This window comes from Flammeovirga pectinis (assembly GCF_003970675.1).
Lineage (GTDB): Bacteria > Bacteroidota > Bacteroidia > Cytophagales > Flammeovirgaceae > Flammeovirga > Flammeovirga pectinis.
In genome coordinates this window covers 1,083,231-1,105,276 of record NZ_CP034563.1, presented here as the reverse complement: position 1 = coordinate 1,105,276, position 22,046 = coordinate 1,083,231, and the positions used below count along the sequence as shown (strand labels likewise).

Sequence of the window (22,046 nt, the reverse complement as noted above, 5' to 3'; positions counted from 1 at the left end):
TAGTCCGTCCATAGCGTTACAGATTTAGACTACTATATATTGATAGCATCGGGTGTAGACTCGGTGCTATTTTTACTTTTATAAGTTCTCATTTTTATTTCACTTTGCTGATGCATCTCAACAGGTGTCTTCATATAATTACTCCAATGAGGCCTTTCATTATTGTAAATATATACAGATTCTCTAATAAATTTATTCATCAAATCGAGATCATTAATTTTTATTCCTAAAATAAATTCTTGCTTAAGAATTCCGTTTATTCTTTCTGCTACCGCATTTTGATAAGGGTCGTAAGATTCCGTCATCGAGCACACTATTTTATTTTCCTGAAGATGTCGTTGATACTCATGACTACAATATTGTAGTCCTCTATCTGAATGATGTATCATTGGTAAATCAACATAGCTTCTATTGTGTACTGCTTCTTTTAATGCTGCAATAGCTCCATTTGCATTCAAACTATCTGATATATTTAACCCCATTATTTTCTTAGAATAGGCATCTGTTACCAAGGAGAGGTACATTGGGTTACTTCGCTCACCTATGTAAGTTATATCAGAAACTAATACTTGTTCAGGTCTTTTTATTTCCAAGTGTTCAATAAGATTTTTATGCTTTTTAAACCTGTGATGAGAATTTGTAGTGACATGATATTGTTTTTTAGGCTTGATATCGAGTCGATTAGCCCTCATGATATCAAAAAGCTTATCTCGACCTACATTTAGTAATTGCAATTCAGGAAGAAGTAATTGATATAATTTCCTTGTCCCTATTTTAGTTTGCTTCAAACGAATTTTTTTCACTAAGTCTACTACTTTAGATGCAATACTATTATTGTTTTTTACTTTCCTTTTCGAACGATAATAAATTTGTCGATTTAACCCAAGCAATTCACAAGTCGGTTTGACTCCTATTTTTTCTTCGTTTTTGAATTGGTCAACTGCTTGGGTAAAGACTTTTTTCTAATCGGAATATTAAACTCATCCTCAGCAATATCGATCATCATATCAAAGAAAATTGCTTTTTTATCTGTTACGTAGAGTTGTTTTTCTAAAGAAGCTTTTTGCTTCTCTAATAATAGAACCTTTTGTTCTAGCTCCAATAATTTTTGTTCTGGTGTCTTTCCCATTTTTAAATCAGATTTATTATCCCAATCTAAATTACCATACTTTCTTATCCAAGTACGGACCGTAGCATGACCTTGGATTCCATATTTAAGTCTTGCAGCTGTTATACCTATTTCTCCTCGTTCCACTTCATCTACAACTTGTAATTTAAAAGAGTAACTGTAATCTTTTTGTGTGCGCTTAGTGTACTGATATTCTTGATGATCATTCATAATGTTACGTTTTGTGTAACACTAATTCAGGACGAGACATTTTCTAAACACAAAAGGGAAGTCTATTTATTTAGGCTTCCTTTTTTTATTTCGATCAATCACATTACCAGTGATCTACATCATCTTAAACCAATGATTTCCGATAACGTATAAGAGTAATATTATTAATAGTTTTATGTACACTTAAAAATCATTTAACTATAGTATCATGGGCGATAACGGATTATGTGTTTTAATAAAGCAAGGAGCTACTTTAATTGATGTAAGAGAGAAAAAAGAATTTGACACTTTACACCTTGCAGAAGCTGTAAATATTACTTTAAAAGACTTAATTACAAGACCAGATGTCATTTCAGAATTGAGTTTTCCTTTAATTGTTTGTAGTGAAAATGGAGATTCATCTCTAAAAGCAAAACAATTCTTAAAAGAAAGCATGAATATAAATGTAGTTGATGCTGGCCCTTGGAAAAACCTCTGCGACAATTCATCGTCAACATTAGATTATTTATTCTAAACCATGGTTTAAAATTATTGATGAAAATATTTAAGATATACAAACAAGTCTCATCAAATTATTATTTGATGAGACTTGTTTTTTTATTTAGTCAACTTTTACTAAAGTAAGTAAACCATAACTATTTTCTGCAGATGATTGTGGCTGCAAATTGTATTTATTATTGGTCTGATTTAAACGAAGACTTCCGTTCATATCTAACTGAATTACATATTTAACATTAGCCGCAACTTCTAGGTTTTCATCAACCATAAATTCTAATCTAGGTTTTGTTATGTGTAAAGTAACAGGAGTGTCGTTACCTGTTTCTTTTACATAACTTTCCCCTGCTTTGTCAAGCTCTAGTTCTGCAACCTCTAAAGTACCAATAGGTAATGTTTCTTCTGTCCAGATTAAAGTATCTGTACTTTCAAAACTTAGTAAGTCAATTAAACATTCTCCTTCTTGCTTTATAAAATTAGCTGTTTGTCCGTTTACAACAACAGATAAACCAGAAACAGCAACTACAACAGAGTCTATTCCATCAATGCTTGTTCTTGTTCCAGAAATAGGAGAGATGTCACCTGCTTGTAGTGTAACATTTGTAGATGCGTATATATCGCTTCCTTCATCGTCTTTATTACAAGAAGTGAACATTGTACCAAGAGCAAAAATAGTAATTAATAATTTTTTCATAATCTAAATTTTTATTGTTTTCATTCTCTTATATCTAGTTTATAAAAATGTCACCATACAGATAAAAAAAAGTCACAGAAAAATTAATTTCTGTGACTTCCCCTATAATTAAGTATTCTACTTAAAATAACCTATACTGTATATAAATTAATTTTACTAGAGTACTTAGTAGAAAATATCTAAACAATTATTGAGCTTTCACCAAAGTAAGTACACCCGTTTTTGGAGCACCTGCAGTACCTTGTTGTAAAACATAATCGCCATTACCATTTTGAACTAATCTTAAGCTACCATCCATGTCTAATTGAATAATGTACTTAGTGTTAGCGGCAACAGCTGAGTCAGATTCAATTGTAAAATCTAATTCTTTGTGAGCTATTTTTAAGTTTACTTGTTCTGTTAAATCCGCTGATTCAACTACATAAGAGATATCATTTTTATCTAATGATAAAGTAGCATCTTCAACTTCTCCTACAGGAAGTGTTTCTTCTGTCCAGATTAAAGTATCTGTACTTTCGAAGCTTAAAAGATCAATATAACCGTTACCATCTTCTTTAGTATAAGTAACAGATTGACCATTTACATTTAGTGTTAGGGTAGAAACTGCAACAATTACAGAATCAACACCAGGAATTTGTTGTGCTGTACGAGTAGCAGACGGAGCAATTGAACCAGCTTCAAAAGAAACATCAGTTTTTGCAGTAGCTACATCGTCATCATCATTGTTACATGATGTAAACATAGCCATTGCGGCTAAAGCAGTAAATAAATACTTTTTCATTAGGGAAATTTTTGTAGTAAATAATTAAACAGTCGCGCAAATAAAGTTGTTTACTTTTTAATAAACAACTGAAATTCCATTTTCTTTTTTAAATGTCTTTCCAGGATATAATTCATTTTCATAAATAATTATATATATATAATCTCCAACAGGAACCTTTGTTCCTCTATAATAACCGTCCCAACCAAGTGTAGGATCTCGTAATTCTGTTTCGTCGGCATATTCTTTATAAAAGATAATCTCACCCCATCGGTTGTAAATAGTTAAATTAATATTTCGTAAATCTTTACCTTCAATAAAGAACGTATCGTTTAAACCATCACCATTTGGCGTAAATGCTGTTGGTGGTGTTATTTTAGGTGGACATAATTCTACAATATTAATATCAAATTCTTCTGTACAGTGGGTATCATTACTTAAATCTGTCATAACAACAGTATATGTACCTTCTTCATCAATTGTTAGTGTAGATGTAGTTTCGTTTCCATTTTGCCATACTATAGCATAATTAGCATTATTGGTGGCTGTAATATCAATCGTTGCATCATCATCAAAGCAGAAAGTAGTATCAGTTGGCATTATTGTTTCTGGCAACGGATTCATAATTAAGTTTATAGTATGTTCATACAAACAAGCTTCTGCATTTTCGTTGGCTTGAACCCATAATTTATAAGAATACTTACCTGCTTTATTTACTGTAATACTTAAAGTTGTTTCTCCTGTATCCCATTCAATACCTTTTATAACTCCTCGGTCCGATACAATTGATTGCAATTCAACATTAGAAAATTCACAAGCCACTTCAGTAGAAGAACCACTTCCATTTGGTAAAACAATAACTTCTAGAGAATCTATTGTAGGGCAATCTCTCTTATTAAAAGAGGTCACTTTATAAAACCTTGTAATGGTAGGAGACACACTAATTGTATTCGTTGTTTGTCCGTCTTCCCATTCCCAACGTACACCACCATTTATTTCTAACTTAACTGTTTGTCCATTACAAATATAAACTTGAGGTTTAAATGTTGTTTGAGGAACATTAATAACTTCAACTTGTTTTTGAAGTGTGTCTTGGCAACCTAAATTATTAGTAATTACTAAAGCAATATCATATATACCTTCTTTACTATATTTATGTTTTGCTAAATTATTTCCAGTAATAGAAGCGGTATTTTGATTGTTTGTATAATCGAAATACCATTCCCAATTTGCAATAGCATTTGGATTTCCAGATGTAGAAGAAGTACCATCTAGTTTAAACTCTTCATCCACACAAATAAGACTTGGTATTGTAAAATTGGCTGTTGGAGTAGGGTGAATAGTAATACTTTTACTAACAATAGTGCTAGTACAACCTAAAGAAGATGTAATTCTTAGTGCTATTTCATAATTCCCTTCCCCTATAAATTCCTTTGTTATTTGAGTATCTGTTGTACTCGCATCTGCTGTAAACGTTCCTAAATAATTAAAATCCCATTCATAAGTAGATGTACCACTTGGAATACCAGATTTTGAAGCGTCAAAAACAACATCTTGACGCGCACAACCAATTGCTTGTACTAAAGAAAAATCTGGAGAAGGAATCCTTTGGAAATACACTTGTACCGTATCTATACCCGGACAAACATTTGGCATTGCATTATTTACTGTGGTCAATACAACATCTGCGGTCATTTCATACGTATCGGTATTGAATACTGGACCTGAAACGGTATAATAAAAAGCAGAATTACTACTACCTGAAAGTGTACCACCAACAGTATTTAGTATTTGCCATGAGTAAGATATATTAGATTGTTGTGCAAAAGAAGAATTTAAAGTTAAACTCCCAGTTTCACAACTTTCTTGCCTTGCTGTAGGTAAACCAACCAGTGGAGACCTATGAATTGTAAATGAATATCTTTTTGTACTTGCAGCACCTGTACAATCTTGTTTGTTTTTATTTGATACAGTTACGTCTACATCAAAAGTAATCTGTTGAGTTCCAATATTAAGGTAATCTGTATCATTTAGAGTTACGGCTAAATTCTGATCTACAAAGTTATTAATTATTGATGTAATATGATTAATACCTGTAGTAGAAGCACCGTTTATACTACCACCAACTAATTGCCAATTGTATAAATAATCAGCAGAAAAATCTTCCGTTCCAAATGGGTAGATTATAACAGGTACTGCAGAACAGCCTTCGGCAGTAGCATCTGGAATTATAATTTCCGGAATTCTTGTAAAGTTGATAGTATACTCTTGCGTTGCTAGACAAGTTGGGAATAATTTATTGGTTGAATTTAGTGCAATAACCATTGTAATTAAACCAGAACCATTGTCAAAATCATTGTTATTTACACTAATTCCATTTAAAGTATTTGATGTACTTCCATTGAAGGTTGTCAATTTAGCAAGTCCAGTAGTATTGGCTCCTGATATAGATACAATATTCCAATTTAAATCAAATAATAATTCTTCTGAAACAATACCAGTCAAGTTCATTATAGCTTCCGAACAGATGGTAAATAAATGTGTGGTAGAATATTCTGCACTTCTTGATAAACGAATATTTATTGTTTTAGTATCATCTAAACAACTACCAGTTTGTGCCACAGTAATTGTGCCATCAATAATAGAGCTTCCTGCAGCAAAAGTAACATTATTAAGCGTTAAGCCAGATTGATCTACTCCATTAGGTGATATTATGAAAGACCCGCCAGTTACTGAGGTTGCCCATGAATAATTAATTGATGCAAGTGGATCTGAATTTGGTGTAAAAATAGTAATTGAATTTACACCATCAACACATTCTTCAAAATCAACAATAGGAGCTAAAGATACCTTTCTATTTATAGTAATAGGATAGGTTTGCACTACATTAGAACATGTTCCAGAAATACTTAAAGTTACTTGTGCAGTTATAAGATCACTTCCATCATTAAAATTTATGTTTGTAGCATCTATTCCAGACAATTGATTTCCTTTAGTAATTATATCAAAAGTACCGCCAGAAAGAGAAGTATTGTCTAGTGACCATACATAGTTCCATGTATTAATTGTTTCTGTTAAACCATTATATAACTCATAGTTATTACCCTCTTCATCGAATGCACAAAGTGTTGATAATACAATATCTGTTGGCTCAATTGTTCTAGTTATTGTTAGCGGTAAATTTAATGGATAGTTACCACAAGCACCCGCAACATCTAATTGAATTGTACCTGTAATTTCTGTACTGCCATCATCAAAATTTACATCATTAAAAATTAATTCTGATTGGTTGTTACCTTGTTGTGCAACAGTTAAAGAACCCCCATTTAGGTTAATAATACTCCAAGTATACACATAGCCCATAATAGCTTCTGTATTACCCGAAATTGCTATATACCCATTTTGACCATCCGAAAGACAAACATCCACAGATGGGGCCGTTGTTGCTTCAGGCATACGACCAATAATTAAAGGAATATCTTTCGTTTCTAAATTACATCCCGAATTATTTTTCACCCTAAGTGTTGCTTTAATTTGAGAGCTTGAAAGATCAAAATTAATAGAATTAAGAAGTAATCCAGAATTATCAGTGCCTTGTGCCAATATACTAAAAGTACCTCCGATTGTTGTTGCAGGAATCACTTCCCAAGTATAATCAATTGTATTAATGATCTCACTTAAACCTGTGAACACCTCTACATTTTTAGCCCCTTCTAACTGACATATATCTATTTGATCTGGAAAGAGAGACATATCAATTTTTCTATTAATGATAATGTCAAAAGAAGTGGCTTGGGCTTGGCAACCTCCTGTTGTGGTAACATCTACTGTAAAAGAGAGAACTTTGGAATTTGTATCAAAATCTACATTGTCTAATGCTAAGCCTGAGTTGTTGTTACCATATGGTGATAAGACAATAGTACCACCAATTAATGAATTGTTTTGTATAGACCATGTATACCCAACACCTGTTAGAAGCTCTGTTGATGCGGTAATAATATTCTCGTTTGTAGCTCCTTCTAATAAACAGAGTAGTTGATTTGAATATGTAGAGATATCAGGGATTCTATTAATTTGAATAGGAACTTGAACCGTTTGGAAATCACAATCTCCGGCTACTTGTAAAGAAATTTCGCCAGTTATTAGTAATGAATTGTTATCGAAACTTATGGTATTAGCAGTTAAACCAGAATTACTATTTCCACTACTTACTGTACTAAAAGCACCACCATTTAAGTTTACAGGAGCGGTTCCCCAAGTATACGTAAAACCAGGGATTGTTTCTGTTAAAGCTGCTAATAACTCTTGATTTGTAGCACCATTAACAACACATAGAGTAGTTAAAGTAATGGCATTAGTATCTACTTTTCTATTAATTGTAATAGGGTAGGTTTCACTAAATGTTGTGCAAGTACCAGAAACCGTTAAAGTTGCTGTACCTATTATTTGTATACTACCATCATCAAAATTAATCGTACTAATATCTAATCCTGAGTTTTGAATTCCTTTCTGATTTATATTAAAAGAACCACCAGTTACAGTACTTGCATTAAGTTGCCATACATAATTAAAACCTGGTAATGTTTCTTTTGTTCCAGCATATACTTCAAAATTATTTGGATCATTATCTAAAGCACACACATCTAATAAATTTATAGATGAAGGTGCAATTGATCTATTTATCGTTAATGGTAAATTAAGTGGGTAGTTTCCACAAGCATTGGCAACATTTAAAGTAATTGTACCTGTAATTTGTGTAGCCCCCGTTGCAAAAGTGACGTTATCAAAAACGAGTTCAGAAAGATTGTTACCATTTTGACTAAACGTAACAGAACCTCCATTTTGATTAATTACATTCCATGTATAAATAAAATCTGTTACTGCTTCTACATTTTCTGGAATTGCAATATAGGCAGTAGTTCCATTAGGCAAACAAACATCTACTTGTGTTAATGTTGTTGCTTCTGGCATTCTGCTAATAGTTACAGGAATTGTTTTTGATTCTAAACTACAACCAGTAGTGTTAATTACTCTTAACTGTGCAGTTATTACATTGCTAGAAATATCAAAATCTATTGTATTAAAAACTAACCCAGAATTATCTGCTCCTGTACTCTCAATTAAAAAAGTACCGCCTGTACTACTTCCTGTAATTACCTCCCAAGTATAAGAAAGATTATTTACGGTTTCTGTTAGATTATTAATTACTTGTAGTCCGGTTGTCCCTTCTAACTCACACATTGTTAAAGATGTGGGAAACAAATCCATATTAACCTTACGATCAAGAATTAAATTAAATGATGTAGAAACATCTTTACAACCACCAGTAACAGTTACATCTATCGTTGCTGTAATTAAATCACTTGTGTTATCAAAAATAATATTTTCTAAAGTTAAACCAGAATTATTAGAGCCATTAGGTAGTAAAGAGAAGTTGCCACCATTTATTGATGCACCACTTACAGACCAACTATAATTTACATCTGTCAACATTTCTGTGCTTGGTGTAAATATTACTTCAGAAACTGAATTTTGTAAAACACATAGATTCTGATTAGTGAATATTGAAAGATCAGGGATTCTATTTATATTAATTTGTTTGGTAACCGTACTATTATCACAACTACCAGCTACGGTTAAAGTTATATCAGCAGTAATACCAAGTGAATTATCATTGAAATCAATAGAATTAATAACTAATTGAGAATTATTATTACCTGCTGAGGAAACACTAAAAGAACCACCAGTACTATTTGTTAGTACTCCCCATGTATAATTAAATCCTGGAATGGTTTCTGAAATACCTGTAAGTACTTCTTGATTTGTAGCCCCATCTACTACACATAAAGTATTTAAATTAATTGCATTTAAATCTACCTTACGATTGATTATAACAGGTAGGGTAGTAGTAATGTCATTACAAGATGTTGTACTTACTGTAAGGGTAATATTTGCAGTAATCTGTGCACTATTGTCATCAAAATTAATATTCTCTGCCGTTAATTCAGAATCTTGGTTTCCATTTGGTAAAATTGTAAAAGTTCCTCCATTTAGAGATCCTGCATCTAGTTGCCAAGTGTAATTCCAATCCGTTAGAGTTTCTGTAATTCCAGAAATTAAAATTCCTGTATCATTATTATCAGTAGCACATAAGGTTGTGAATGCCCAAGAAGATAAATCGGGTTCACGATGAATTGTAAAACTAACAGTATGCGGATAAGGTCCACAAGAATTGGCTACGGTTAATAAAACAGTACCTGTAATTGTTGTACTGTTGGTATTAAAAATAAGATTATCTAGTTGTAAACCAGAGCTATTATTACCATATCCACTAAAATCAGCCTCACCTCCAATAAAAGTTGTTTTATCATATGACCAATTATATGTAAATCCACTAACCAACTCAGAAAATTCGGTAACTACAATTTCATTTGTGGCTGTAGTAGGTAAACAAATTTCAAAATTATTTACGTTTACTATTGAAGGACGCCTGCCAATATGTAAAGTAATATCTTTACTTTCTACAGAACACCCATTTGTATTTTGCACACGTAAAACAGCATTAATATCTGCACTACTAGGATTTATAGTATTATCAAAAGTAATGTCATTAATTTGTAAACCAGAATTATCTGTGCCTTGTGCAAAAAGGGTAAATGTACCGCCCGATATGGAAACTACAGACCAAACATAATCTAAGCCTGTTACAGTTTCAGCTAAAGGAGAAACTAAAGAAACGTTTGTTTCACCATCCAATTCGCAAATATCATAGGCTGCTGTAAATACACTCATGTCAACGGCTCTATCAATTATTAGATTGAAAGATGTAGTTACAGGAGTACACCCACCAGAAATTGTTACATCAATTATGCAAGATAACTGCGCAGAAGAAGGGGCAATTGTATCATCAAAATGAATATCATCTATAATTAATCCCGAATTATTATTTCCATTAGGTCTTAATGTAATAGTACCCCCAGATAATGATCCTCCTTGAATAGACCAAGTATAATTTATTCCTGATAAAGTTTCTGTTGATGGCACAATGACCATCTCATTATCTGTGTCTTGAATTGCACAAATAGTAGCGTCAGAAATACTAGAAACATCTGGTAATCTATTAATTTCAATCGGAATTGTTATAGAAGAAGCGTCACAAGATCCTCCGACAGTTAATGTAACCTCAGCAATAATTTGATTTTGATTGGAACCAAAATTAATATTATCAGCAGTTAATCCTGAAGCATTATTACCAAAACTGTTTAATGTAAAAGTACCCCCGTTGATTATATTTACAGCACCCCAAGAGTATGTAAAACCAGGTATGTTTTCTGATATCTCTGCAAGTAAAGTTTGATTTGTCGCTCCATTTATCACACAAAGATCAATAAACGATAGACTAGTGATATCTACTTTTCTTTCGATTGTAATAGGGATAGTTTTAGTTTCTGTATTACAGTCTGTAGTTACAGTATATACTAAGTTTCCAGAAATTATTGAGCTATTTGTTGTAAAAGCTATATTCGATATATTAACACCAGAATTATTACTTCCTGTTGTAACAATATCAAAAGTACCACCTATTTGTGGATTTCCATCTTTCGCCCAAGAGTATGTTGTATTCGCTATGTTTTCTGTAATTGGTGAATAACCTACTAAAGTCCCGTTATCATTAAAAGAACATAATTTAAGTGAGGTGTAAGTACTTGAATCAATTTTTCTTTTGATACTGAAAGTTGTAGAAGCCGCTTTATCTACACAATCCGGCGTTTCTTGTAATAATGTAATTGTACCTGTTATTTCGTCACTTCCATCTGCAAAATCAATTTGATCAAACAAGAGTCCAGAGTCAATTACTCCATATTGAGTTAACCCTAAAATCGATCCACCACTCGTGCCACTTAAAGACCAAGTTGATGTTACACCTGCTAGTGAAGATACGTTTTCTGCATACGCAATTACATTAGTTTGCCCATCAAATTCACATAAAGCCTGTGGTGCTAAGTTTATATCATCTGCTTCTAAATCTATTCTTACAGGGATTAGCTTTTCAGTAAAACCACAAATGGCATCTAGGTTAGTAATTGTTAGACGCAAGGTTGCGGTAATAACAGTACTACTTGCATCAAAATTAATATCATAAAAATTTAAATCCGATTGATCTGTTTTATTGTGATCAGTAGGAGGTGTTGGTAAATTAAATGTACCGCCAGAAGGAGCCACAGAAAAAGACCAATTATACGTATAGTTATTTAAAGCTGTTGAATTACCACTATCAACTAATTCATCATCATTTGCCGTAAATGAACATAATGAAATACTATAGTCGCTAATTTTTACAATTTCTGGAATAAGATGAATTGTAAATGGAACTGTTTGTGTAAAAGTACCACAACTAGCATTTGGAATGGCAACAGTAACAATTAAATCTCCAGTAATGACAGTAGAGGCAGGGTCAAAAATTATATTATCGAATTCTAAAGCAGAATTATTATTTCCAGAAGGGTCTAATACTATTGAACCGCCAATTACATTAGCAGTATTCCAAGTGTAATTGAAATTATTAATTAAGGTTGGCTCTTCAGTATAAATAACATGATCTGTGTCGTTAGTGTATTTACAAAATTCTAAAGCAGAAGCATACCTAGTCATATCTGGTATTCTATCTATTGTAACAGGTATTGAAATAGATGGAATAGTACATAAAGCACTTGCACTAGTTACAGACAGTTGAAGCGTTCCAACAATCTGATTACTTGCACCTGTAAATATTATATTATCGAATTCTAAACCAGATTGATCAGTGCCCTTTACATCTAAATCAATTGTTCCACCAGAGATACTTACAAACGACCAATTATAAGTAAAATCATTTATTGCAGTTGCATTTTCTGTAAAAATAGATTGATCTGTAGTTGCATTAAGTAAACAAAAATCAACACTTGATAATGCTAAAGTATCTGGTAATCTATTAATAGTAATTGGAAAAGTTGTTGATAATGTACCACAACTACCTGCAGCTCCAGTAACAGTTATTGTTGCAGTACCTGTTATTTGTGAACTACCTGCATTAAATGTTACGGTGCTAAGTGATAATCCTGAATTTTGCGTACCAAAAGTTGATGTTCCTATTGTACCTCCAGTAACCGTTGTAGACCAATTATAAGTATATCCTGTTAAGGTTTCACCTTGTTCTGCCGCAATTGTTTCTGAAACTGCTCCATCTGATAAACAATATGTTTGTGCTGATAAAGAAAGAGCATCTGGTAATCTATTTATTGTTATTGTAACATCTTTGGTAGCTCCTGTACAACTAGCATCCATACCATTTACTGTACCCGTTAAAGTAGCAGTAATAAGAGTTGAATTTGTACTGAAATTAATATCATTTAATAAGACACCAGAATTATCTGCTCCTGTACCTTGAACTGTTACTGAACCACCAGAGATATTACTTATTGACCACGTATAATTGTAAGTATTTATAATTTCTGCATTTACAGGAAAAAGACTAACGTTAGTAGCTCCATCCGTCTCACAAATTTCAGTATCAATTATTTCTAGTCCATCAGGTAATCTATGTAATGTATAATTAAAAGTAGCTGTTGATGTAGCACAAGCCCCTGATAACCCCGATACAGTTAATTGAACTGTGCCTGATATTACATCGCTAGTTACGTCAAAATTGATAGTACTAAATCTCAAACCACTATTGTCGTTTCCATAGCCCACCAAAGCACCTGTAGAGCCACCCGTTTCTATTCCAATTTTTGACCATGAATACGATATAGTAGGAAGATCCTCTGTAGATGGAGTGATCACATCAATACTAGTTGTTCCTTCTAAAATACATATTTCAAAATCAGTTAAGTTAGCTAATGCGTCAGGATTTCTATTAATTGTAATAGGAATAGAAAGTGTATTCCCACATGAAACATCTAAACCATTAATTGTTAAATTTAATGTAGCTGTGATAAGTTCACTTCCCGTTGTAAAATCGATTGTAGTAAAATCGAGACCACTATTATTATTACCTTTTTCTAAAACACCAAACGTACCACCAGTAATACCTGATATTGTCCAATCATAAGAATATCCTACAAAGAAATCTACATTTGGAACTACTGCTTCATAAGAAACCGTTCCGTCAGAAATACATGCATTAATGGCAGTTAATGATAATTGATCTGGTTTTCTATATACTGTAAATGGTATTGTGTTTGTAATACTACCACATGCTACATTCACTCCTGTAATTGTAACTTCTAAATTACCACTAACAGAAGTTGCGTTAGATGTAAAAGAGATGTTTGTAAATTCAACACCAGATCCATCTGTTCCTATTGGGTTGATTGTAACAGCACCATTTGTAACTCCCGAAACTACCCAATTATAAGTTGTACCATTTACAATGTCATTTCCTATATTTGGAGCAATAATTTCAATATTATTGTCAGGATTAAAGGCACATGTTACTGCAGAAGTTAGAGCTGATAATTCTGGCAACCTATAAATTGTAATTGGAATGTCATTCTGAAGAATACCACAACTGGCATTTGCTCCAGTTACAATGAGTCTTGCTGTTGCTGTTATTGTATTATTATTTCCAGTGAAAGAAACATTATCAAGATTTAAACCAGAATTTTGAGTACCAAATGTAGATGTATTTATCGTACCATTTGTTTCGTTTAATATTTGCCAAGAATAAGTGTACCCGTTTAAATTTTCTATTTGATCTGCTGCAATAATCTCAGTAGTTACACCATTTGTTAAACAGAACATTTGTGCTGTTAAGTTAATTGCATCTGGAACTCTATATATAGTAACATTAAAATCTTGTGTAGAAGAAGCACAACTTGGAGCAACTCCAGTAACAGTACCCCTAATTATAGCTGTAATTTCAGTCTCACCACTTGTAAAGTTAATATCATTAAGTAATAAGCCAGAACCATCAGCCCCTGTACTTGCTAATGTAAGAGTTCCTCCATTTGTTGTTAAAATAGACCAAGAATAGGTATAGCTGGTGATAATATCTGTATTAACTGCTTGTACTTGAAGGTTTGTAGCACCATTTAGTTGACAGCTTGCAAAGTCAATTACTTGTAAACCATCAGGTAGTCTGTGTATAATATAATTAAAAGTTTGAGGTGATGTAGAGCAATTTACACTCGCTCCATTTACACTAACTTCTACTGTACCCGTTATAACTTCACTACCTGTAGAGAATACGACATTAGTAATTTGCAAACCACTATTGTCATTTCCATAAGGAAGTAAAGTTACCGTTCCACCATTTTCTGATTGTTTTAACCATGAATAACTTAATGTAGGGTAATCTTCGGTATAAGGAGAAATAATATCAATATTGGGTGTTGAATTTTGTAATAAACAAGTTTCAAAATCAATTAAATTAGACAATACATCAGGAGACCTATCAATAGTTAGTGGTAGTGCCATTACATTACCACAAGTAGCATCTAATCCATTTATAGTAAGATTAATTGTACCTGTAATTTGCTGACTGTTAAAATCAAAATTTATTGTATTTAGTGCTAATCCACTATTATTATTTCCATTAGAAGAAATGCTCCCAATAGTACCACCAGAAAGACCACTAAGTGACCATACATAATTAAAACCACTGAAGTTATCGGTGTGTGCTGTAATTGCATTTAATAAAGTGTTGCCATCTTTTGAACAAACAGCGACAGAATTTGTATTTAAAATATCTGGTCTACGGTATAAAGTAAATGGAATGGAAGTGGATGTAGCTGCACAAACAGCACCTGTAATCGTTAAGTTTATTGTGCCAGTTAATTCAGTTACATCAGTATTAAAATTGATAGAATTAAACTCAATACCAGAATTATCTGTACCTAAAGTCCCTAATAATAAACTTCCATCAGTAGGGGTATCTAAAGTATAAGTCCAATTATAATTAAAACCAGCTATAATATCAGCGGATAAATTAGGTGCAATAATTTGAATGTTAGAAACATTATTATCTACACATATAAAAGATGGTATGGTATTAATTGCACTGGGAATTTTATCTATAGTAATTGCAATAGTAACAGTAATATCTCCACAGCTATTTCCTGTATTAACAACCAATTGAGCAACTCCTGTAATTTGTTGTTGATTGGCGTTAAAGTTTATGTTGTCTAAATTAAAACCTGTTCCATTGGCACTCGGAGTTACATCGAAAGAGCCATTATTTACTGAAACTTTTGACCAAGTATACGTATATCCTATAATTGGATTAGCATCTTCAGTAATTCCAATCACATTAGATGTACCATCTAAAGCACACAAAATCAAATCACTTAAATTAAGTTGATCTGGTTGTCTATTTATTGTAATTGGTATTGATGTGGTTGTACAACTTGTATTGACACCTGTTACCGTTAAATCTAAAGTTGCATTAATTACTGCAGAAGAAGTATTGAAATTTATTCCTGTAAGTGACACTGCTGAATTATTATTTCCAGAACCTAAAACACTTAAAGTTCCGCCAGTTATTCCACTTAATGACCAAGAATAGTTTACGCCTGTACTTACTATTGCATTTTGATTTCCGATTTGAATTGAAGCTGTTCCATCAAGCAAACAGATTTCTAAAGGATTTGTAACGTCAGTTAAAGTTGAATTTATGAATTGAACATCTATTTGGAAAGTACTTCCTGGGCAACTACCTACACCACCTGAAACGGCAACATCAAAAGTAGCGTCAATAAATAATGTATTAGGGTCAAATTGAATATCAGTAATTGTTAACCCACTAGAATTTGTACCAGAACCATTAAAAACAACAGTACCTCCTGTAATCGTATTTATTGACCATGTATAGGTAAATGGATCTGTAGTTTGTGTAATTATTTCGCCTAAATTTTGACCAGAAATAGCACAAATTTCAACTAATCCTGATATAGATGGTTCAGGAGTTCTATAAAAAGTTAAAACAAAAATATCAGATTCATCATTAGAAGTATCTCCACAAGAGGAAACTCCTTTTACTGTAATGGTAATTTCATTTTCCCCAACATCAAAAGCTGTATTATTAACAGTTAATGTTAATTCTGAAGCTCCTGAATTTGTCGCATTTGTAGCTGCTGTTTGGTAATCATTTAATGCTGAAGCTGTTGTACCTGTTGTACTTTCTATAGACCATTGTGGAGAAATTGCAGCGTTATTAGGTAAATTAGCTACATCAAAAGTAGAGCGAATAGTGGCACTTTGTGAACCTCCGCTTGGTATACAAGAATCATATGGATCTACAGATAACGTAATAGGAGGCGCCGTATAATAACCTACAGAAACATTTTTGAAATTATAACAAGATGTAGCAACTTCACTATTATTATTAGGATCTTCTGTACAACCAACTTCCCAAACTTCAACTTTTAAAGTTGCAAATGATATTCCATTATTTATATTTTTATCACCTTGTATTTTTACATTGTCTCTATCCGTTTGTCCTGTAAAGTGTAAATCGCCAGTAATATCAAAGAGTGTCCATTTATAATTATAAGTTTTACTTGCGTCTAATCCTGTTAATTGATAATTTATGGTACCATTATTTGTTTTTTGACACAGTAAAATATCATCAATAGAAATAAAAGGCTGTGCATACAAATCCACACCTATTACCATTAAGGTAAGTAAAATTAGATTTTTTATATAGTGTATCGATTTAAGCATTTTTTATTGTAATGAAGTTGGTATCTAGTATTTTTAATTTACCCATGGAGTAGAACAGGGTAATAGTTGTGCTTTCTTTTTCTTCTTCTTTCTATAATCCTTGTATATATTAAGATCATATCCTAAAGATATCTCATGTGATATTGCACCTTGTTGTGGTAATCTAGTTAATGTCCAATCCATGCTATAGCCAAACTTTAAACGTTGAACCTTTACACCAATCATTGCTATAATTGCATCATGATTAATAGCTTGTGCATCATTCTGTTTAATTAAAGGTAATCCTCTATACCAAATACCTATAAGAAGTGGCGATAAGTTAGCATAAGCACCTAGGCTTAATTGAGTAGCTTGCCCTTGTTGCATAAATAAGACGACTGGCGAAATAGATTTACCTGTATAACTTTTAACCGTTTGTCTTCTATTAGCGTATTCTAATGGAATAACGTAGCCGCCCATTAAAGAAAATTTCATGGGATAATGTTGTTTACCACCCATAAAAGAAACATTCGGCGAGTTGATATGATGAAGAGCCAAACCTCCCCAAAAACCACGTCCGTAAACTAACATTCCTGCAGAAATATCGGGAGCAAAAGCATTGTCATTTAATAACGTCTCTGCTGTAGGACCTCCAATTGTTCCTCCAGTGCCAATCTGATCGCTAAATAATAAATTATTGAACGCCAAAGAAGATTGCATAAAACCTAATTGTAATCCAAAATTTACTTTTAGGTTATTAGAAATTGATAATAAATAACTACCAATAACTTCAACAGAAGTATTCGTAAAACTTTGTGAACCATTTACAGTCGACCTGTCTTGTCGGATTGTTCCACCAAGAGCAATATTTTTTGAAGGGATATATTGGTCATATCCTACCATATAAGTTTCAAAATTGGCTGGTAAACCTACCCATTGATTTCTATAATTTAATGTCGCTCTTCCATCGTAAGTATTTCCTGCCATAGCCGGATTTAAATATAATGGAGCGGCATAAAATTGCGAAAATTGAGGGTCTTGAGCGTTTACAGCCAATCCAAGTAATAAAAAGATTGATAATAGGGGAATCAACCTTTTTCTTATGCAGAATTGGCACATATTTATATAAGTTACAGTTCTTTTTTTTGTAAGTACAAATAGATAAACTTAATCTGTTATTTATATATACGTTAATACCATGCCAAAAAGTATATTTGATAAGTGAAATTAATAATTAAAATATTACAAGAATGCTTTTTGTCAGTATTACTCTTTAAAAGGATTAATTCATTCATCATTTATCATGATATGAAGATTTGTTTATACTAATCATAGTTTTATTACTAAATTTAAGTACATATCATTTAAAGTCGGTTTAAAACTCACTTATGTGAACTTTAAAAACGTACTAATAATTTTAAATTTTTGATACTAAAATCAAAAATTTAAAATTATTGAATATATATAATTTGTTATAACTCATATTAGTTTGATATTTAACAATAGACTAGACTGTTAAAAATGATTACGTATACATCTAAATCAGCTTACCCGTATAATTTATATAAGGGGTTTTCCGAATATTATGATGGCTTATGGAAGCCCCCAATTTTGTCTGTAAAAGATATTTTCGGAAAAATAAAAGCAACTTCTTTCGAATATAAAAATTCATTTTGTGTAAGCTTAATTGAAGCAGAAGTTGACAAAACTATTACTATTAAATTCTTACCCTCTAATGAAAATATAATCACTATTAGAATTGGGATAAAAGGAGTGTGGTCTTATGATTCCAATTTTTCTAAAGGGAATAACGCAGGTATAAGCATATATAATTCTGTACAAGGGTATACTATAATTTATCCAGAAAATGATATCGTAAGATGGTTTGTAATCAGTTTTCCATCTGATTATTTAAAAGAACCACAGCATAAATATGGATTGGTACTGAATGAGCTCTTTTCTAGTACTGAACCGTTTTATTATTTTCAAGATTTAGATCCAAAAATTGAATCATTGATTATGGATTGTTACAATGTAATAGACAATAAAGCGGAGGCACATTGTCTGTTTATGTCTAGAGCTTATGAGATAATTATGCTTTTAAATCAACAGCTTGTTTTAAAAAACGAGAAAACTAAAGCTATCCATCCAGATGATTTAGAAAAAATGAGTAAGCTAAAAGTGAAGATCTTAAGTGATTTATCCTCAACTCCTGTCATTCCAGAAATTTGCAAAGAGGTTGGTATGAGCGCATCAAAATTAAATAGACTATTTAGAGAAGTATATAAAACATCTATCAACTCCATGTACAATGAATACCGAATGATTGAATTGTATAATCAGATTAAACACTCTTCAAAAAGCTTAAGTGATTTAAGTAATGAACTAGGATATACTAATCAGTCTTACATGAGTAGAAAGTTTAAAAAGAAATATGGTATATCTCCATCTTCCATTAGAAATAATTAATAAGGAGAGTAGTATTTTGATGTGTTAGAGGACTTAAAATCTTTCTTTTGTATAAATAGTACTTATTTTTGTTCTATTAAGGTTATAAAATACACTTATATCACTTTATATTTGAGTCACGAACATTTTTTAATAATACTACGATGATGAGATACTTTTTAGTGACTATTGGTTTATTCTTACTAGGAGTGAACTGTTTTGCTGATAAAATTCAATTTGAAAATAATTTCAATAATTATTCTTCTGGAACTTTAATAGCTAAAACTGGTTTTAAAATTCAATATAACAAAAGTTATAAGGGAGAAGTAATTGGAGAAATTGCTAAAGATAATAGCAATGGTTACCTCAAATTAATAACAACAGCCAATGGTGCGGCTAATATTCAGTTATTAAAGAATATTCAGGTAAAGCCAAATACGAACTATACATTTAGTGTAAAGACAAAATCGAGTTTAAAAAGATACATTGCTGTTAGAGACAATAAAAATGCCTCTACATTAATAAAATCTGACTTATTTCAATCAGAAAATGAGAATGAATGGATTACTACAACGGTTACTTTTAACTCTGGAAGTAATTCCCAAATCAAATTGGTTGTTTATCAAAACTGGTCTGGTACTTTAGCAATTGATGATTTTGAGGTAATCAATAAAGGGGAGGAGAAAATAATTGTTACAAAACCTACTCCTAGAAACTATTACTTGAGTGCAACAATAGGAAGTGATAAAAATAACGGTGAGAAAACATCACCTTGGAAAACGTTAGAAAAAATTACGAATACAAAGTTACATCCTGGAGATACTGTTTTCTTTAAAAAAGGAGATCGGTTTGATGGACACTTTGTAGTTAATGGTTCTGGTAACATTAAACAACCGATAGTTGTTTCATCTTATGGAAAAGGTGCACTGCCTATTATTACTGGTGAAGTAGGAGAGAAACAAGGTGGTGATTATAGAGAGGCAATTCTAGTTAAAAATAACGACCATATTTCTTTTGAGAAGATAGAAGTACACAACGAAAGAAAGAGCAATAGAAAGGGAATTAGTGAACAAGATGCTTATGCTATCTTAATTTTAAATACAAATAAAACTACAATGGAAGATTTTAGCTTCGATAAGGTAGTTTTTAGAAATGTATATGCCCCTAAGCCTGTATTAAAAGAAAAAGGAGAACAAGCATTTAATAATCTTGAGGTATCTGCAGTTACTTTCCTTACTAATAGAAATGACGTTGGAGACATTAAACAAATCCGAGATGTGATTATGCAAAACTGTTATTTCGAAAATCTACAACGTTTGGGAGTACACATAAAGCATAAAGGTGCAGCAAAAGGAATAGGAACAGAAGAGAGTAACTCCAATGTGAATTTTGTTTTTAGGAATAATGAATTTCATCATACTGGTGGTACTTGCATTTTACCAATTAGAACATATAATTGTTTAATAGAGGGGAATATCTTTAATTATCCAGGCGATAATTCAGACCATAGAATGCCAGCAAGAGGTAGTTCTGTTTGGACTTGGAGATGTGTAAATACGGTTATTCAATACAATCAATGTTTACATATTCGTGGTTATCTAGATTCTCATGGTGTACATATCGATCATGAAAATGTAAATACATTTATTCAATATAATTACATGGAAGATTGTGAAGGAGGATTTGTAGAAATTCTTGGTGGAAACATGAACTCCGTCTATAGATATAATGTATCTGTGAACGATGGATGGAGAAATAATCTAAAATGGAAGACGAGTAACCATACTATTTGGTTAAACAGTAAAACACCTGGAGGGCATCATTTGCCAGATAATAACTATATCTATAACAATACAATATATATGGATTCTGCTTATGCAACATCTATAGATATGAAGGGCTTAAACTCTTATGTTTTCAATAACCTTTTTTATATCAAAAAGGGTAGTATTGGTACTAAACAAGTATTGATTGAAGACAATGGTGGAGAAATTTTTATAAGTAATAACTACTATCATGGAGATGTTGCTTATAAATTTACTTCACAAGATAAAAAATCTATAAAAGGAAAAGTAAACTTCTTAAACGTTGACAATGGTTCTAGAGATGGATTTATTACTGAGGGAGGAAGCACAATTATTAATGCAGGAATTAATAAAGCTGGTCCTGAACTACCGGGTGCTCGTACGGGTATTTTTAAATATGTATCTAGTCAACCTCGCATAGATTTTTATGGTAATCCTATCAACCCAAATGATCCTACACCAAATATTGGAGCTTGTAACTTGAAAGTTAAAGCAGGTGATAAAATTAGTACATCAGAAATTAAGTTAACACGTTCTGATGCGGTAGGTGTGTACGATTTCAATGTACAAATGGATAGTCAAGTATTATCTGTAGAAGTGAATGCCTCAATTCAAAATTGCTCTGTAGAGGTTTTTGACAAATATGGAAGAATTAGAAAGTACGTTATAGAAGACGATACTAAAACAATTGCATTACCTCTACTTACTGGTAAATGTTACATTAGAGTAAATTACAATGGTTATGTAATTACTAAAGCTATTAATGTAGCGGGGTAATATTGCACCAATTTTATAAAAAAACGGGTAAGATTATTTAACTATAAT

The 22,046-nt window shown here is 32.0% G+C and carries 9 protein-coding genes; 3 read left to right on the top strand and 6 right to left on the bottom strand.

The window, feature by feature from the left end; genetic code table 11:
- Positions 1-32 precede the first annotated feature (32 nt).
- Entirely contained in the window at positions 33-890 is an 858-nt protein-coding gene (locus EI427_RS24350; RefSeq protein ID WP_205727892.1) for an IS3 family transposase, read from the bottom strand.
- A 20-nt stretch (positions 891-910) separates the two neighbouring features.
- The gene (locus EI427_RS26205; protein WP_205727839.1) at positions 911-1,339 is read right to left on the bottom strand and encodes a transposase; all 429 of its coding nucleotides are present in this window, start codon (positions 1,337-1,339) and stop codon (positions 911-913) included.
- Positions 1,340-1,547: 208 nt separating this feature from the next.
- On the opposite strand from EI427_RS26205, the gene EI427_RS24345 reads away from it, so the two are divergent.
- Positions 1,548-1,853, top strand: a complete 306-nt coding sequence (locus EI427_RS24345; RefSeq protein ID WP_126619976.1) for a rhodanese-like domain-containing protein — start codon at positions 1,548-1,550, stop codon at positions 1,851-1,853.
- Positions 1,854-1,940: 87 nt separating this feature from the next.
- Here the strand turns inward: EI427_RS24345 and EI427_RS24340 are convergent, their stop codons facing one another.
- The 4 genes from EI427_RS24340 to EI427_RS24325 form a co-directional block, all read right to left on the bottom strand.
- Positions 1,941-2,528 (bottom strand): DUF4382 domain-containing protein, encoded by a 588-nt coding sequence (locus tag EI427_RS24340; RefSeq protein WP_126619974.1) that lies wholly within the window; start codon positions 2,526-2,528, stop codon positions 1,941-1,943.
- Positions 2,529-2,715: 187 nt separating this feature from the next.
- Positions 2,716-3,309, bottom strand: coding sequence for a DUF4382 domain-containing protein (locus tag EI427_RS24335; protein ID WP_126619972.1), 594 nt, complete (start codon positions 3,307-3,309; stop codon positions 2,716-2,718).
- Between the two features lie 57 nt (positions 3,310-3,366).
- Positions 3,367-16,989: a T9SS type B sorting domain-containing protein gene (locus EI427_RS24330; protein ID WP_126619970.1), complete on the bottom strand. Its 13,623-nt coding sequence runs from the start codon at positions 16,987-16,989 to the stop codon at positions 3,367-3,369.
- 33 nt (positions 16,990-17,022) lie between these two features.
- Complete coding sequence (locus EI427_RS24325; protein WP_126619968.1) at positions 17,023-18,087, bottom strand: PorP/SprF family type IX secretion system membrane protein; 1,065 nt, start codon at positions 18,085-18,087, stop codon at positions 17,023-17,025.
- A gap of 402 nt (positions 18,088-18,489) precedes the next feature.
- On the opposite strand from EI427_RS24325, the gene EI427_RS24320 reads away from it, so the two are divergent.
- Both EI427_RS24320 and EI427_RS24315 read left to right on the top strand, forming a co-directional pair.
- Positions 18,490-19,437: a helix-turn-helix domain-containing protein gene (locus tag EI427_RS24320; protein WP_126619966.1), complete on the top strand. Its 948-nt coding sequence runs from the start codon at positions 18,490-18,492 to the stop codon at positions 19,435-19,437.
- 143 nt (positions 19,438-19,580) lie between these two features.
- Positions 19,581-21,998: a hypothetical protein gene (locus EI427_RS24315; protein ID WP_170178609.1), complete on the top strand. Its 2,418-nt coding sequence runs from the start codon at positions 19,581-19,583 to the stop codon at positions 21,996-21,998.
- Positions 21,999-22,046 lie beyond the last annotated feature (48 nt).

Bases quoted from the DNA above. Each gene is read 5' to 3' on its own strand.
- EI427_RS26205 (WP_205727839.1), bottom strand. From the start codon at position 1,339: ATGAATGATCATCAAGAATATCAGTACACTAAGCGCACACAAAAAGAT.
- EI427_RS24330 (WP_126619970.1), bottom strand. From the start codon at position 16,989: ATGCTTAAATCGATACACTATATAAAAAATCTAATTTTACTTACCTTA.
- EI427_RS24315 (WP_170178609.1), top strand. From the start codon at position 19,581: ATGATGAGATACTTTTTAGTGACTATTGGTTTATTCTTACTAGGAGTG.
- EI427_RS24320 (WP_126619966.1), top strand. From the start codon at position 18,490: ATGATTACGTATACATCTAAATCAGCTTACCCGTATAATTTATATAAG.
- EI427_RS24325 (WP_126619968.1), bottom strand. From the start codon at position 18,087: ATGTGCCAATTCTGCATAAGAAAAAGGTTGATTCCCCTATTATCAATC.
- EI427_RS24345 (WP_126619976.1), top strand. From the start codon at position 1,548: ATGGGCGATAACGGATTATGTGTTTTAATAAAGCAAGGAGCTACTTTA.
- EI427_RS24340 (WP_126619974.1), bottom strand. From the start codon at position 2,528: ATGAAAAAATTATTAATTACTATTTTTGCTCTTGGTACAATGTTCACT.
- EI427_RS24335 (WP_126619972.1), bottom strand. From the start codon at position 3,309: ATGAAAAAGTATTTATTTACTGCTTTAGCCGCAATGGCTATGTTTACA.